Origin of the sequence: Microbacterium sp. NPDC080005, from assembly GCF_040702445.1 — a bacterium.
Classification (GTDB): Bacteria; Actinomycetota; Actinomycetes; order Actinomycetales; family Microbacteriaceae; genus Microbacterium; species Microbacterium oleivorans_D.
Genome location: NZ_JBFBLD010000002.1, coordinates 492824 through 508958 on the forward strand (window position 1 = coordinate 492824; position 16135 = coordinate 508958).

9 protein-coding genes are annotated in these 16135 nt (G+C 71.4%); 1 reads left to right on the forward strand and 8 read right to left on the reverse strand.

The genetic code is table 11. The annotated features are described in order from the left end of the window. Positions 1-435: a recombinase family protein gene (locus tag AB0259_RS09210; protein ID WP_251577766.1), complete on the forward strand. Its 435-nt coding sequence runs from the start codon at positions 1-3 to the stop codon at positions 433-435. A gap of 9 nt (positions 436-444) precedes the next feature. Here AB0259_RS09210 and AB0259_RS09215 read toward each other — a convergent pair whose 3' ends face one another. Genes AB0259_RS09215 through AB0259_RS09250 form a run of 8 tightly spaced genes read right to left on the reverse strand, consistent with a single transcriptional unit; the run spans position 445 to position 16083 of the window. Next, positions 445-2118: a serine/threonine-protein kinase gene (locus tag AB0259_RS09215; protein WP_251577765.1), complete on the reverse strand. Its 1674-nt coding sequence runs from the start codon at positions 2116-2118 to the stop codon at positions 445-447. Next, positions 2115-3458, reverse strand: a complete 1344-nt coding sequence (locus AB0259_RS09220) for an FHA domain-containing protein (protein WP_366222128.1) — start codon at positions 3456-3458, stop codon at positions 2115-2117. The genes AB0259_RS09215 and AB0259_RS09220 overlap by 4 nt, the downstream gene beginning before the upstream one ends. A 53-nt stretch (positions 3459-3511) precedes the next feature. Then, positions 3512-4330, reverse strand: a complete 819-nt coding sequence (locus AB0259_RS09225) for a protein phosphatase 2C domain-containing protein (protein ID WP_366222127.1) — start codon at positions 4328-4330, stop codon at positions 3512-3514. Beyond that, positions 4327-5373: an RDD family protein gene (locus AB0259_RS09230; protein ID WP_366235817.1), complete on the reverse strand. Its 1047-nt coding sequence runs from the start codon at positions 5371-5373 to the stop codon at positions 4327-4329. Before AB0259_RS09230 ends, AB0259_RS09225 begins: the two co-directional genes overlap by 4 nt. Positions 5374-5381: 8 nt before the next feature. Further along, the gene (locus AB0259_RS09235; RefSeq protein ID WP_251577756.1) at positions 5382-7694 is read right to left on the reverse strand and encodes a transglutaminase domain-containing protein; all 2313 of its coding nucleotides are present in this window, start codon (positions 7692-7694) and stop codon (positions 5382-5384) included. After that, positions 7691-9031, reverse strand: a complete 1341-nt coding sequence (locus AB0259_RS09240; protein WP_366222124.1) for a DUF58 domain-containing protein — start codon at positions 9029-9031, stop codon at positions 7691-7693. The genes AB0259_RS09235 and AB0259_RS09240 overlap by 4 nt, the downstream gene beginning before the upstream one ends. Then, complete coding sequence (locus tag AB0259_RS09245) at positions 9031-10002, reverse strand: MoxR family ATPase (protein ID WP_366222122.1); 972 nt, start codon at positions 10000-10002, stop codon at positions 9031-9033. Before AB0259_RS09245 ends, AB0259_RS09240 begins: the two co-directional genes overlap by 1 nt. 27 nt (positions 10003-10029) lie before the next feature. Further along, positions 10030-16083: an Ig-like domain-containing protein gene (locus tag AB0259_RS09250; protein WP_366222120.1), complete on the reverse strand. Its 6054-nt coding sequence runs from the start codon at positions 16081-16083 to the stop codon at positions 10030-10032. Positions 16084-16135 lie beyond the last annotated feature (52 nt).

Consider the following 16135-nt stretch of genomic DNA (forward strand, 5'->3'; position numbering starts at 1 on the left):
GTGGAGGCACGATCAGGCGACGCCGCTCCGGGCGACTACGCCGAGTCGCGGACCATCGCGATCCCCGACGATCCGGTCGCGGACGCCCCCGGGTTCGCCGCCGTGCACCCGCGCCCCGAGTGGTGGCTGGCGCTGCCGCAGGGCTCGCGCCTCGTGGGACTCGTCGTGTCACGGCCGGACATGCCGAGCATCGCCGCCCAGCGCGAGGCGCTCGCACGGTTCGGCGTGCCGATCGAGGGGTTCCGGCATCCGGCTCCCGAGACCGGCGAGACGTGGGAGGAGCGCCTGACCCGCCTGTTCGGTCGCCTCGGCGCCGGAGACGTCCTGGTCGTGACGGACGTCAAGGCGCTCGGCCGCGACGCCCACGAGGAGACACGGACGGTCGCCGAGCTGCGTCGACGGTCGGTCATCGTGAAGGTGCTCGACCGCGCCTGACCACGGCGGTCAGGACGACGCGCAGAGCCGGGTCGCGTCGCTGGTGGCGCCGTTCTCGCGCCGCACGCTGACGTCGATGCAGACCTGCGTGTCCCCGTCGAGCTCCACGACCGCCCGCGCCTCGCTCACGTTCTTCGCCTCGGCCTCGCCACCGTCCAGCCGCACCGTCTGCCAGACGTAGGTGTCACCGTCCTGCGGGTCGGGGTTCACCCACCGGAAGACGACCTTGCCGTTGCGGACCGTGTGATCGCTCTTCTCCGGCGGTGCGATGAAATCGGCCACGGGATCCTGCGGCTCCGGGGCCGTCGTCGTCGTCTCCTGCGGTGAGGCGACCTCGGCCGGAGGTGCCAATGCCGAGGCGACCAGCACCGCACCGACCACGACGGCCGCGACGACGGCCGCCGCGATCAGCCCGATCCACAGCCCCGTGCGCGAGCGCGCCGGCGGATTCGCCGCGGCGGGCGCGGAACCGGTGGGCGCGGCGCCCGCTTCCGGAACGGGCTGGGGTGCGCGGAGGATCGTGCCCTCGTCGACCTCGCTGACGACCGGAGCAGTCGGCGGGATCGCCGTGGGCGGCCGCAGGACCGTCGCATCCGATCCCGTATCGACGGAGGCCGAGCCGGTCGGTCCACCGGGCGCCCAGGCGGACGTGTCCCGTCGAGCGGTCGCGTCGGCTGCGGCGCCGAGCCCCGCGGCGAACGCCGAGCGCTCCCAGGTCGGGCCCGCAGCCGGAGCGGTGTGCGGATCGATGCTGACGATGCCCCGCACGCGGGTGAGCTCGCCGTCCTCCTCCTGCTCCTCGACCGGCGGGGAGTCATCGAGGATGTCGATCGGCGTGACCGAATGGGCGAGCTCGATCTGGACCTTCTGCAGGGCGCGGGCGAAAGCGACGGCTGACTCGAACCGGTCGGCGGGACGCTTGGACATCGCGCGTTCGAGCACCTGGAACAGCGACGCGGGTGCATCGGCGCGCTCGAGGCGGGCCAGCGGCTCGGACTCGATCCGACGGATGAGGTCGGCACCGCCGTTGCGGCCCCCGGGCACTTCGAACGGCGACCTGCCCGCGAGCAGGTTGTAGACCGTCGCTCCGAGCGCCCACACGTCGGACTGCACAGTGAAGTCGGGGGTGTCGGCGAAGGACTCCGGCGGTGACCACGGGATCGACATCCCGGCGGACGGGTCGCTGCCGTCGGCCGTCGTCGCGATGCCGAAGTCGGTCAGGGCGGGCCGGTTGTACTCGGTGACGAGGATGTTCGCCGGCTTGATGTCGCGATGCAGGATGCCGGCGCGGTGCGCCGTCTCGACGGCAGCGGCGACCTGGATGCCGACGCGCAGCGCTTCGGCGACGGAGATGGGAGCCGACCGGGCCCGCACCTGCAGGTTCGGTTTGGAGCAGTACTCCATGACGAGGTAGGACCGACCGTCGTCCGAGACCCCGGCCTGGTAGATCGTGACGATGGCGGGATGCGTCGAGAGCATCGCCATGACGTTCGCCTCGGCCTGGAACTGCTCCGCCGCCCCGCCGGTCATCTTCTCGGCGAGGAGCACCTTGACCGCGACACGGCGGCGCGGCAGCGCCTGTTCATACAGATAGACGTCGGCGAAGCCGCCGGACCCGAGGACCTGGAGGTAGGAGAAGCCCGGCAGCTGCGGAGGCGCCGCGGGGGCGCGCTTGGAACTCACGGCAGATCCTCGAAGGTCAGCGTGACCCCGTCGCCCAGGTCCAGCACGTCGGCGTCGATGACCATGGTGGGCTCGTTCGGATGGAGCCGCACGGGGTCGTGCCCGCCTCTGAGCAGCACGGTGCCGTTCGTGCTGGCGAGGTCGACGGCGAGGACGTGCTCGCCCTCGGCGCGGATCTCGACATGATTGCGCGAGATGTCGTGCTGCGGTCCGTCGACGGCGACGAGTGTGGGGAGCTCGTTCTCCGCGGGGCGCGTCGAGCGCGGACGTCGGCCGACGATGACGGTGCGCTCGAGCTCGATGACGCGGCCGTCGGCGAGTCGGATGCGGCCGCGGGAGGGGCTGCGCGGCGGGACGTCGTCGATCGAGTCGAAGGCGGATGCCGCGCGCATCGCCCGCGCTTCGGCGACCGACACCGTGGCGCCGTCGTGATCGCCGAGGTCGGGGGTCGCGGGCAGGGGCGGCGCAGAGGGGTGAGGCGGGACGAACGGCGGGAGCGCGGGCACCGGCGAGGTGCCCTTCGCCGCCGTGCGGGGGCTCGCGATGGTGGCGCCGAGGGCGGGGTCCTCGTCGACGCCGGTGATGGTCTCGCCGCCCTCGGGTGCGCGCGTGGCCTCGGGGACGCCCGGTGTCGACACCGGCGATCCACCCAGCGTGTGCGCGGGCGGCACCCCGGTCACCAGGCCCGACATGTTCGCGGGTTCGGACTCCGTCGGCGGTGTGCGGACCGAGGCGACGGTCTCGCCGACGTCGTCCCCCGCATCCGGCTCCGGCGCGGCCGGGGTTCCGGGCTCGACCGGGGTCTCCGGTTCCGCGACGGGCTCGGCGGCGTCCTCCGGGGACACGTCTCCCGGCGCATCTCCCGACTGGGACGCGTCGTCCGCAGTCTGCTCCTCCGGCGCGGCCGGCGCCGCGACACGCGGCACCGGTGTCGCCCCGTCTTGTGCGGCGAGGTCGAAGACGACCGCGGCCGCGAGGACGACGCCCGACTCGATCGGCAGCAGATCGGCATCCGACCCCGTCCCGAGGTCCACGCTCACCCGGACGGCACCCGGCAGGAATCGCTCGGTCCACGTCGCGACGCCCGCGCCCGACACCTCCTCCGCACCGTCCGCCGTCTCGACGACGAGCGCGACCGGACCGCGCACGGCGACCCGGACGCCGTCGCCCTCGGCCACGGCCAGACCGAAGGGCGGGATCGCGGCGAGCGAGGTCCCGAACGCGCCCGTCAGAGAATCGAGGACGGCGCCGATGCCGCCGACGTCGAGGCGACGCCAGACGCCCTCCACGGCGTGCGGGGTGACGGCGGGAGGCAGGACGGCGAGCGCCGACCCGGTCACGGCCGCACGCCAGGCCCCAGCATCACCATCGGGCCGATACCGCACTGCGCGCATCAGGCGTCTCCTCCTGCCGCTGCACGCGGCCGTGTGTCCTCATCGGCGTCCGACGTCATGGCGGCGGGCGACGTGTCGTCCCCATCATCCTGCCCCGCGACGCGCACGGCATCGACCACGACGGCCGTGATGTTGTCCCGCCCGCCGTGCAGCATCGCTTCGTGCACGAGGCGGGTCGCGGCATCCTGCGGATCGATGACGTCGCGGAGGATGCCGGCGATGCGCTCCTCGGGCACCTCGCCCGACAGTCCGTCGGAACACACCAGGATGCGGTCGCCCGCCTCCGCTGCGAGCAGCCAGAAGTCCGCATCGCCGCCGCTGCCGGCGCCGATCGCCCGGGTGATCTCGTTGCGGCGCGTGTCGCGACCGGCGGCCTCACCGGTCAGCTCGCCCGCGTCGATCAGCTCCTGCACGACCGAATGGTCGACGCTGATCTGCTCGAGCTCGCCGTCCGCGAAGCGATAGGTGCGGGAATCGCCCACGTTCACCGCCAACCAGTGGCCGTTGCCGTCGACCTGAGTGATCGCGACACCGCTGAGCGTCGTCCCCGCCGCGCGTCCGGCGTGCCCGATGCGCTCGACGGCGAGGCGGGCACGCGAGAGGGCGGCGCGCATCCCGTCGATGCCGACGGAGTCGCGGCCGACGAGGCCGCGGAACTCCGTGACGACCGCGGCGCTCGCGGCGGCGCCCGCGTCGTGTCCGCCCATGCCGTCGGCGACGAGGAACAGGGGGTACTCCGCGAGGTGGGAATCCTCGTTGACGCGGCGGCGCAGTCCCGGATGCGTCGCCGACCCGACACGGACGTCGATCACCCTCATCGGGCGCTCTCCACGCGGAGACGGCGGTCGCCGAGTTCCAGGACGTCTCCCGACCAGATGCGCGCCCGCTGACCCGGCACGAGGCGCTGTGGCTGACCGCCGCGGACGATGACGACGCCGTTGAGCGAATGCCGGTCGACGACCCACGTGCCCTCGTCGTCGGTGCCGATCTCGAAGTGCGTCTTGGACAGCGACAGCGTCTCGTCGCGCACCGCCGTGCTGCGCCGCCCGGGCTGCTGACCCGGTCCGCGCCCGAACAGCGTCGGCTCGTAGACGATGTGACGGGTCCCGTCGTCCCACCCGAGGATCGCGATGACCGGAGGCGCCGCGCTCTCCGCCGAGGCGGGACGCCCGTCGCGGTGCGGCACACCCGGCACGGTGGAGATCACATCGACGGGGAGCGTCCGAGCGATCCGCCGGTGTGCGGGAACGGATGCCGGTGCCCAGGACGGCGGCGACAGCCGGGCCGCTGCGGGAGCCGGCGCGGAGGCGATCCGAGCTGCGCTCCCGGCAGGAGTCGGGGCGGCGACGGAGAGGGCGGCCGGCGCCGGAGTCGATGTCGGGATCGGGTCCAGTCGCAGGTCGGCCGGCGGGACGGAGCCGACAGGAGCCGCAGGTCCCGTCGCAGGGACGACGTCGACGACGACGGCGCCGGAGGCGATGTCGTGCCATCCGCGCCGCCAGCGGGACGGGTCGAACAGGGGTGAGAACAGTCCGACGAGCACGCTGCCGGTGAGCACCCAGATCAGATTCCTTCCGAGGGCGCGTCCGAATCCCAGTCCGGCGTCATCGGCGGCATGCTCCAACCGCACGCCCATGAACCGCATGCCGACGGAACCGCGGCCGCCCTGCATCGCCGAGTACACGAGGAACCAGACGACCCCGACGCCCGCGACGATCGGAAGGAGCCACACCACGGAGACAGCCTCCGCGGTGGCCACCGAGAGGCCGATCACCACACCGGTGGCCACGGCGATGACGCCGCCGGCGACCGCGGAATCGATGAGGAGGGCGAGGACGCGGTGGCGCATCGTCGCGGGCACGCGGCTCGTCATCGCCGTCGCGCCATTCCGAGCAGTCCGCCCCGCCGCCGCAGCGACCTCAGGCTGAGGCGGGCGCGCAGGCGCTGCCAGAACGTGGCGCCGCCGGCCATGCCCGCGACGATCTCATCGACTTCGCGCCAGAAGGCGTCGACGTCCTCGGGGGTGGGGTCGCCGGGGCCGTACACGTCGGCGTCCGCCCGCTGCGCGAGTGTCGCGACCCGGGCGCCGTCAAAGGCCTCGCCGACCACCTGCGCGCTCTCGAAACGGGTCGATCCCGGGGGTACCGCGACACGGTAGTCGACGGCGCGGTCGACGAGTTCGTCCCATCCGCCGGAGACACGGTCGGCGGTGCGCTCGGCGCGCAGCCGTCGCGTGCGGCGGGCTGCCTTGATCCCGCCGATCACGAGGAACGGCGACAGCAGCAGGAGGAGGGTGCCGAGCCCCACGCCGGTCCACAGGAGCACCGGTCCGAGCCAGTCGGGTCCGGGCGGCTCCTCCTCGTCCTGGTCCCGCTCCTCGGCGAGAGCCGGCGGCAGCTCCGCCGGCTCCTGCGCCGGCGGCGGCGGCTGCAGCACCTGGGGCTTCGGGTTGGCGCGCGGCTTCGTGTTCTGCTGGCTCGGCTCGTTGTCCTCGTCCGGGGTCGGGTCGAAGGTCACCCATCCGGCATCCGCGAACGCGATCTCGACCCAGGCGTGCATGTTGTCGCCGGTCGCCGTGAAGACCCCACCGGCATCCTGCCCGTCGTCGGGGTACCAGCCCATGACCACACGCGCCGGCATACCGAGCTGCAGCGCCATGAGGGCCATGGTGACGGCGTACTGCTCGTCATCACCGACCATCTGCTCGTTGGAGACGAGCATCGTGATCCGGGCGGCGCCATGGCCGGACGGCGAGTAGACGTCGTCGGCCAGACCGTGGCTGAAGTACCCGTCGGTCTGCAGATAGCTCTCGAGTGCCCGCGCCCGCTCGATCGGCGTCTCGGCCTCCTCTGTGGCGTCCGACGCGAGCTCGCTCAGGGCCTGCGGGATGCCGGTCTGCTTGGGCATCTTCAGCGGCGCGAACTGCTGGTCCGCCAGCTGCTCGTCGGTCGGCTGCTCGGGCACCGTCGTGTCGATCGTGTACTGGTCGCCGGAGCCGAGACCCGCGGTGACGACGGCCGTACCCGTGCCGTCGTTGAAGTGGGCGCCGCGGCGGAGGTCGGTCGCGCGGTCGCCCGCGAAGCGGATGTCGTGGGCGGAACCCACGGATGGCAGCCACACACCGTCGAGATTCTCGATGTCGAAGCGCACCGTCGCGTCGTCGCCCTCGGCCTGGGGCGACATGTTCGTGCGGACCGGGGTGAAGGCGCTCGAGGAGCCGGCGCCGTCCTCGGCGACGTTGTAGACGATGCCGTCGTAGGCGTCCATCGTCGCGAGGCGCACGCGCCCGTCCTCCGGGAGTCCGCTCACCGTGAAGAGAGGCTCGGTCTCGTAGTCGCGGACGTATCCGCGCCACGACTGCAGAGGGCTCGCGTAGTCGTGGATGTCGAACGGCGGCACGACGAAGTCGCGCAGGATGTACCGCTGGGTCGGCGGCGCAGCGGTCGCGGCGACGGCCGCACCCGCCCCCGTCGCGAGAGCGACGACGACCCCGCCGGAGACCAGACGTCGCAGGCGCGCGGCACGTGAGGCATCCGCTCCCGGGGTCGCGGCCTCGACCGCGGTGCGCTCGGGACTCCACAGGGTCCGCAGCGCCAACCAGACGGCGGCGACGACGATGAACAGGGCGCCCTGCACGATGGGCGCGACGGTCTGCGCCGTGCCGAGGAGGATCTCGCCGGCGATGTAGAGGGAGGCCGGGATCAGCGCCCACGCCGGGTGGCGCAGCCGCAGGGCGAGCGAGGCCGTCAGCACGGACGCGACGAGCGTCATGAGGAACGGGACGATCAGGTGGCCGTCGTCGGAGGCCACGGGAGGCACCGTCGTCAGCAGGTCCTTCCACGCCGTGACCACGCCGAACGCGAGCTGACGCCACGTCTCGAGGGTCGGCACCACACCGAGGAAGGACGTGTGCGGCAGGGCCAACGCGCCGCCGAGCAGGAAGTAGAGAGCGACCGTCGCGCCGGCGAGGGTCAGGACGCCCCAGCGCCAGCGGGCCCCCACCCAGGAGAGGGCGATGCCGACGACGAGGGCGCCGAGGGCCGCGACGAGGTAGGAGGCGCCGTCGAACGTTGCCGCGAACCCGACGATGCCGACCGCCAGGAGCAGGATGACCGCGCCGACGTCGGCGACGAGTCGCCGCCACGTCGAGCCCGGCAGCAGCAGGAAGCGCAGCCGATTCACGACAGCACCTTGCGGATCGCGTTCGGGAGCTGATCCAGCTCGCCGAGGGCGACGACGTCCGCGTCGCCCACCCGTCGCAGGACGGGCGCCTCGAGCCGGCCGTCCGCGATGATCGCGAGCGTCCGCACCCCGAACGGCACGCGGGAGCACGCGAGACGCAGCTGACCCGCGTCGACGGTGGACCCGCAGATGAGGACGGCGACCGCGGCGTCCGGCGAATGCGCCGCGAGGATGCCGGCGAGCGCGACGATGCCGCCCTCGCGCGGCTTGCTGGGCTCCAGGGCGGAGAGGGAGTCGAGGTAGCGACGCCCGGTCTCGGCGCGGATCTTGCCCGCCGACGTGCGGACGTCGAGGGTGCGGGAGTCACGCAGCGCGCGCAGGCCGATGGAGCCGGCGACCGAGATCGCCGTCTCGAACTCCTCGGGGTCGCGGTACTCGCCGGGGTGGGTCGAGAGGGCGACGACGAAGTGGGAGCGACGCGTCTGCTCGTACTCGCGCACCATGAGCGTTCCGGTGCGCGCCGTGGACTTCCAATGCACGTGGCGCAGGTCGTCGCCCGGCTGATAGTCGCGGAGCGCGTGGAACGACACGTCGTCGCGCGCGAGGTGCTGGTCCGGCAAACCCTCGAGGTCGCGCATCTGGCCGAGTGAGAGCCCTTCGAGCGGCAGGGTGCGCGGGTGAACGAAGAGGTCCACGGCCTGCCGGCGGTCGTGTGTGCGCTCGAAGAGGCCGAGCGGGTCGCCGCGGAGCACGCTCACCGGGCCGACCGCGAGCACGCCGCGGGCGGTCGTCGGGATCGCGAAGAGCTCCTCGTGCTCTGCGCCCGGAGCCAGGCGCGGCACCTGGAAGAGTCCACGGCCCGATCCGACGGGGAGGACCACCTCGGAGGGAAGGAGCGAGCGCGACGTGCGGTTGGCGAGCGAGAGCGCACCGACCGCACGCTCCCCCACCACGACGCGGGTGCGGGTGAGATCGAGGTCCACCTCGTACGCGGTGCGACCGAACAGGAAGACGACGCACAGCAGCACGAGGACGGTCGCCACGACGGCGGCGACGAAGGCCTCCTGCCAGCCGAGCGTGAATGCGGTGATCCACAGGATGACGGCGCCGGCCATGACCACCCAGCCGGTGACCTGGACCACCTCCGCGACGACCGCGGCCCGGTGCGCGGCGCGGCGCGCCCACACCCCGGCATCCTCTCGGAGCTTCTCCCCCCTCGTGGCCTCGCGGGGGGCGAGCTGAGGCGCGTCGGCCGTGTCCTCCGGAGCGTTCTCGGGCACGCCGGAGGCGCCGGGGGCGTCGGGCGCCTCGGCCACCGTCTCCGGCGTCATCGTCATCAGGCCGACGCCCTCGCGAGGGGCGCCTCGACCTGGCCGAGCGCGCGCTCGATGACCGACTCGGATGTCGTGCCGGCGAACTCCGCCTCAGGATCGAGCACGAGACGGTGCGTCCACACCGGAGCGGCGAGGGACTTCACGTCGTCGGGGATCACGTAGTGGCGCCCCTGGGATGCCGCGACCACACGCGCGACGCGCATAATCGAGATGGCACCACGGACCGAGACGCCGAGCTTGGTGGCATCCGATTCGCGGGTCGCCTCGACGAGCTGAGCGGCGTACCGGGCGACGGCGGGGTCGACGTGGACGGATGCCGCCAGGTCGGCCATGTCGGCGACGGCCTTCGTCGTGATGACGGGGCTGAGCTTGCCGGACGGGTTGCGGTCGACCTCGCCGGCGAGGATCCGCTCGGCGACGGCCAGCGAGGGGTAGCCGATCGACGTCTTGACCATGAAGCGGTCGAGCTGCGCCTCGGGCAGTTTGTAGGTACCGGCCTGCTCGATCGGGTTCTGCGTCGCGATGACCAGGAACGGGCGGCCGACCTCATGCGGAACACCGTCGACCGTGACCCGCGACTCCTCCATGACCTCGAGGAGGGCGGACTGCGTCTTGGGCGACGCGCGGTTGATCTCGTCCGCCAGGACGATCGATGCGAACACCGGCCCCTTGTGGAACTCGAACTTGTGGTTCTGCTGGTCGTAGATCGTGACTCCGGTCACGTCGGAGGGCAGCAGGTCCGGCGTGAACTGGATGCGGGTGGAGGTGCCCTGCACGCTGGCGGCGAGCGCCTTCGCGAGGCTCGTCTTGCCGGTGCCGGGTGCGTCCTCGAGGAGGACGTGGCCCTCGGCGAGCATGGCGGCCAGCACGAGGCCGACGACCTCGCGCTTGCCCATCAGAGCCTGGTCGACGTTGTCGACGAGACGCGTGAACGTGTCGCGGAACCAGGCCGCCTGTTCGGGGGTCATGCTCATTTGTTCAGTCCTTGCTCTCGAAGGGGGTCACCAGGTGCTCGACTCGTATCTCTTGCCATTGAGGGTCACGTAGACCTCGGCTCCCGGGAAGCCCCAGTAGCAGCCCAGCTGGACCTCGCCGTTGGCAGGGAAGTACCGGCTCTCGTTGGCCGTGTCGAAGCGCGATCCATTGCCGTAGCAGTCGTAGGCGTATGTGCCCGGGGTGAAGTCGGAGACGGTCACCTTGAAGTAGGCGCACGCCGAGCCGCTGCAGCCGGGCTGACCGCTGGCGCTCGAGCCACGGCTCACGCGGGCCCGAGGGTCCGGCGGGGGCGGGGGTGCGGCAGTCGTCGCGCTGTCCTGCGCCGTCGTGGTCTGGCTGCCCTCAGCGCTCGTGCGCACCTCGATCGTGCGGGTCTCGCTGTAGTTGAGGCCGCTGTAGGTCTCCGAGCCCGACGCGGCGACCTGTCGCCACCCGCGGCCGTCACCGGTGCGGATCTCGGTCGTCACCGGACGTCCGTTGGCAGCCGGCGAGCTCCACTCCATGGTGATCTGACGATCGTTCGTCCGCGTCGCCTTCGCCGATGGGTTGCCGATCTGGCCGTACGGCCGGACCTGGTTGGATGCCGAAGATGCGGGCCCCTCGTACGTGCTGCCGTCTGCGGTGGCGACCGCCCTGATCTGGATCGTGTACGAGCCGTTGTTGTTCACCGCACCGTTGCCGATCGTGCCCGAGGTGCCCGAGCCGCCGCCGGCGACCCAGTCCGCGCGCCAGCCGGCGCCGTTGACGCTGTACTGGTACTGGATCTCGTTCGCATTCGCGCCGTTGGATGCGCCGGGCTCCCACTGCACCACGACCTGGTTGTCGCCCTCGCGCGCGGCGACGCTCGACGGCGCCCCCGGCGGGGTGAAGGCACGGCGCGGCGCGGACTGCGGGCTGCGATCGCCCCAGCCGGCCTTGTTGCGCGCTCGGACGTCGTACGTGTAGTCCGACTGCGACGTGTCGACGACGACGGCCTGGCTGGTCTGGCCCGCGGGTACGGCGATCGTGTCCACCACGTTGCCACCGCGGATGACCCGCAGCTCGTATCCGGCGATGGCGTCGCCGTTCTCCGCAGGCTGGTTCCACGAGACGCGCATCTGCGCCCGGTTGCCGACCGGCTCGAGCCGAGCCACGGTGGGCGCGCCCGATGCCGACGGCGGGGCCGCGGGGATCTCGCCCGCCGACCACTGCGAGAAGTCCGACGGCTCCGGCGCCCGGTTGTGCGCGCGGACGCGCACCTGGTACTCGGTCCCGTTCTGCAGCCCCTCCCAGCGGTGGGAGTTGCCCGTCAGGCCCGTCTTCTGCGCGACCCCGGACGGCGGCGCGGGCGAGATCTCGAGCGTGTAGCTCTCGACGGGCGAACCCTCGGTGCGCGGTGTCTTCCACGCGATGTCGAGGCTGCGGTCGCCGAACTTCAGGGTCGGTGGGGCCGGCTGATCCGGGCGCACATCGGGGCGTGCGGTCTCGGACGGCACCGACGGATCGGACTCGCCCACGCTGTTCGTCGCGGTCACCACGAAGTTGTACTCGACGTTGTTCGTGAGACCGTCCAGGGTGCAGGTCGTGGACGGGCACTCCCGCGTGTAGCCTCCGGCCGTCGAGGTGACCGTGTACCCCTCGATGCGACGCCCGTTGTCGACGGGCGGCGTCCAGCTGAGCACGACCGTTCGGCTCTCGACCGCGGTGACTGTCGGCTTGCCGGGAGCATCCGGACGGCCCTGCACGGTGATGCGGATGCGTCCCTCGACCGCGCGGTCGGCGTCCTCCGTGGCATCCAGCACCCGGTAGCGCACGACGACGTTGCCGACGAAGTCCGCCGGTGTCGTGACGTCGACACGGTCCCCGTTGACGACGGCGCGGCCCTGACCGGTTTCGATGTTGGCGGACACGAGTCGCAGTGGCGTCTCGGGGAACGGATTGACGTCGTTGGCGAGGACGTCGACGGGGATCGTCTCTCCCTGATCGGCCTGTGGGATGACGTCGTCGTTGAGCGACGCGAGCTCGCGGGTCGACGCCGTGACCGTGACCTGGATGGTCGCCTCGACGGGATCCGTCTGGTTGTCGGTCACGCGGACGGTGAGCGGGAACGCCGTGCCCTTCGCCGTGTCGGCGGCGGCGCCGACCGAGAGGGTGCTTCCTTCGATGCGCGCGGTCGTGCCGGCCGGCGCATCGGATGCCAGCGAGAAGGTGAGGTTGTCGAGATCGCCGGGATCCGGATCCGTGACCAGCTCGCGCAGGCCGAGGCTGGCGGGATCCTCGCCGGGTGCGACGTTGAGCGACGCTCCGACCATCGTGGGCTGCTCGTTGTCGGGCGGCGTCACCGTGATGGGGATCGTCAACGTCGCCTTGCGCCCGTTCTCATCGTCGGGTCCGTTCCCGTCCGTGACCTCGAACGTGAGGGCGTCGGAGCCGAAGTAGCGCTCGGCGGAGGTGTAGATGAGCGTGCGCTCGTCCTTGACGAGGTTCGCGCCGTTGCTGTGCGACGCCGCCACCTTCTCCTGCTCGGTGATGACGATGTCGCCCCCTCCGGACGCGCGGACGTACTCCGAGAGCGGCAGCTCGATCGTCTCACCGCTCTTGACGGTGACGCCCTCGGTCGAGATGAGCGTGGGCGGCAGGTCCGCGAGCGCCGGCACGTGGACGAATGCGGCGGCCACCTGGTCGTCCTCGTCTGTGACGAGGTAGGTGATGAGCTGACGCTCGTCGCCCACCGTCATGCTGACGCGGCCGTCCGACAGGACGCGCGCGTTCTCGCCGCCCTCGCCGAGCGAGACCTGCAGCGCGGAACGGGTGCCGTCGGGGTCGTCGTCGTTCTCCAGCACGTCGACCACGACTGAACCGTCCTCCTCCACGTCCTCCGCGAGGACGCGGTCGTCGCGGGCGATCGGCCGCGCCAGCGGCACGTCGGGGTCGACCGTGATCTGGACGGATGTCGTCGCCTCGAGGCCTCGTTCGTCGGCGATCGTGTACAGCACGCTCGTCTGCATCGGCTCGTCAGGAGCCGTGATGAGCAGCTGCTGACCCGAGACCTCGGCATCCAGACCGGGCACATCGGGGATCTCGACGGCATTCTCGGCGAACCCGAAGTCGTCGCCGTCCGGGTCGGAATCGTTCTGCAGCACGTCGACGGCGACGGTGCGGCCGGGCCGCACCGTGATGGTGTCGCGCACCGCGTACGGGGCCTGGTTCGTGGACTCGGCCGGCGCGATGCCGACCTCGACCAGTCCGGTCGCCTCCTTGCCGAGGTTGTCGCGGACGCGGTACCGGAAGCGGTCGACACCGACCGAATCCTCGAAGGCGGTGTAGATGAACGAGTCGGCCTCGATGGCCGTGACCTTGCCCTTCGCGGGCGAGGATGCGAGCCCCACGAGCTGGACGGAGTCGCCGTCGGCGTCGATCCCATTGAGGTCGATCGGCACCTGCACGCCCGAGCCGCTCAACGCCCGGACGGTCACATCCCGCGGACGCGGTGCGGCGTTCGCCTCATCGTCTCGCGGCAGGATGCGGATCGTCACATACCCGGCATCCCGCTGCCCCGTCGAGTCCTCGACCTCGTACGTGGCGTTGACCGTCTTCGGCTCGGTGCCCGCGCGGAAGCGCAGCGTGTCCTCCGACACGAAGAGGTCGCCGTCGGCCTCGTCGACGAGCGGCGGAACGAGCTCGGGCGAGATGTGGATCTCGTCGCCGTTCGGGTGGTAGTCGTTGTCCATCACGGGGATCGTGACCACGTCGCCGACCCTCACGACGGCTTCGTCGTCCAACGCCGTGGGGGGCTTGAGCTTCTCGGGAGCCGGCACGGGGATGACGATGATCTCACCGTCCGCGGACTGAGACCCGTTCGAGATCCGGTACTGGATGCGGACCTGCTGGTCGAGGGCGGACTGATCGCTGACGCGGATCGTCTCGTGACCGAGGACCGCCGCAGTGAGGCCGCTGTCCGCGCCGACCGAGACCGACTGGACGACCAGGATGCCGCCTGCGGGGTCGGTGTCGTTGCCCAGCACGTTCACCAGCACGTCCCCGCCTGTGGGGAGGAGGGCGACATCCCGGACCGCGATCGGCGCGACGTCGGCATCCTCCTCGGGCAGGACGTCGATCCGCACGATGCCGGGGGCGGAGTTCGCACCCGCTGACGCGAGGTAGGTCGCGTAATAGGTGCCGGTCGTGCCTGACTGGAAGGTGAACGACTTGTCGGGGTAGTCGCGCGTGACGGTCCCGCCGTCGACGTCGTCGACGCGTGTGAGACGCAGCTGTTCGCTGCCGGTGCTCGTGTCGTTGCTGAGCGGCCGCACGGTGACCGGACGGTCGGGACGGGTCACCACATGGTCCGCGTTCGTGACCGGGAGCGTGGTCCCGAGCGGACGGATGTCGTATCGTGCGACGCCGGCGCCGTCGTCGTTGCCGTCCGAGACCGTGATGGGTACGTCCTTGCGGCCCTGCAGCCCGCCGATCGCGCGATACGTGATCTGACCGTCAGAGGTGAACTCGGCTTCATCCCCACCGTCCGGGGTGACCGACGACAAGAAGATGTCGTCGCCGTCCGGGTCGATCCAGTCGGTCAGGACGTTGTACGAGACGACACCGCCGGTCTCGACCGTGATCGCCGTCTTGCGTTTCTGCACCGGCGGCGAGTTCTCGCTGAGGGGGCGGACGGTGAGGGTCACTCGCGCGGTGTCCTTGCCCTTGCGGCCGTCGTCGACCTCGTAGGTGAACGTCGTCGTGCCGCTCGCGTCCTCGGGGAGTTCGATCTGCAGTGCCGTGCCGTTGTAGATCGGTGTGACCTCGCCGATGGACGGCTTGCCCGTGACCTTCGCCACGAGGACGTCACCGTCCGCGTCGAGGTCGTTCTCAAGGACGGGGAGCACCGTCGTGCGACCGGGACGCACACCGTAGCGGTCGTTCTCTGCGACCGGCGGGGTGTTCTTCTCGGTCCGCTCGGGAAGCGTCGACTGGACCGTCTCCTCGGTCGTCTCCTCCTCTTCCTCGCCCTCGCCCTCGGGCGGCGTGAGGTCCTCCCAGTTGTCGACTTGCTGGAGGGCATCGCTGGCCATCCACGCCGACCCGCCGAAGATGTCGTTGAGGACGACGACATCGCGGTTCACACGGAAGCGGAGTTCGCTCGTGCGGTCGATTCCCTCGACGGTCCTGGTCACGTCGTTCTCGTCGCCGACGCAGTCACGCACGAACGCGCCGGAGCCCGACCAGGCGCCGTACGCGCACCCCGCGACGTAGACCGGCTGCGCGGGAGCGCCGCCGTCACCGGCATCCGTCGTGACCGGGTCGCCGCCCTCGAGCGGTACGCGCACCAGCTCGGAGGGCGTGGCGAGCGTCACGGTGTCGGTCACGTTCGAGGGCTGCTGCAGGATCGCCTCGTCGGGCACCTGGGTGACGAGGCCGTCGCTCGTGTAGAGCGTCGCGGACGTGCGGTCGAGGACCACGCTGACGCCACCGACGGACGTGATCGCCAGCTCATCATTCTTCTCGACACCCTCGAGCTCGCGCTCGGCGGTCTGGACGAAGACACCCTGCGCATCGGGGGCGTACGCATAGAGCGCGCCCTTCTCGGCTGAGACCGCGTAGACGAGACCCGCGGTGCTGACCGTGACCGCGGCCCCGCGTCCGAGTTCGGCGATGGGGTCGCCGGCCTCCTTGCCGACGGCACCGAGCGAGGTGAACGGCGCGGCTCGCAGCGCGCCGCCCTCATCCATCGCCGCGACGGTCGGACCCCCGAGCACCACCTGAGAGTTCGAGGGCAGGTCGGCCTTGTCGGAGAGGACGACGCGCGCGGGGTCGATGGCGGTCGCGGTGTTCTCGGTCTGGTCCGTGACCAGCACGCGGTTGCCTGCCTGCTGGATGTCGTAATCCTGCGAGAGGGTGCGGAGCCCCCCGTCCAGGAGACGCGATTCGTTGTTGAAGTGCCCGACCAGCAGGCTCGTCTGCTTCGTGAGCCACACCCCGCCGTCGTTGAGCTCGACCTCGGTCGTCGGCTCACCCTCGTACGTCAGCGCGAGGACACCGACCGCCACCACGGCGGCGGTGACGGCCCCGATCGACGCCATCGTTTTCGGCCGTGATCGGAGCCAGGCAAAGGACTTCATGAGTGCTCTGACT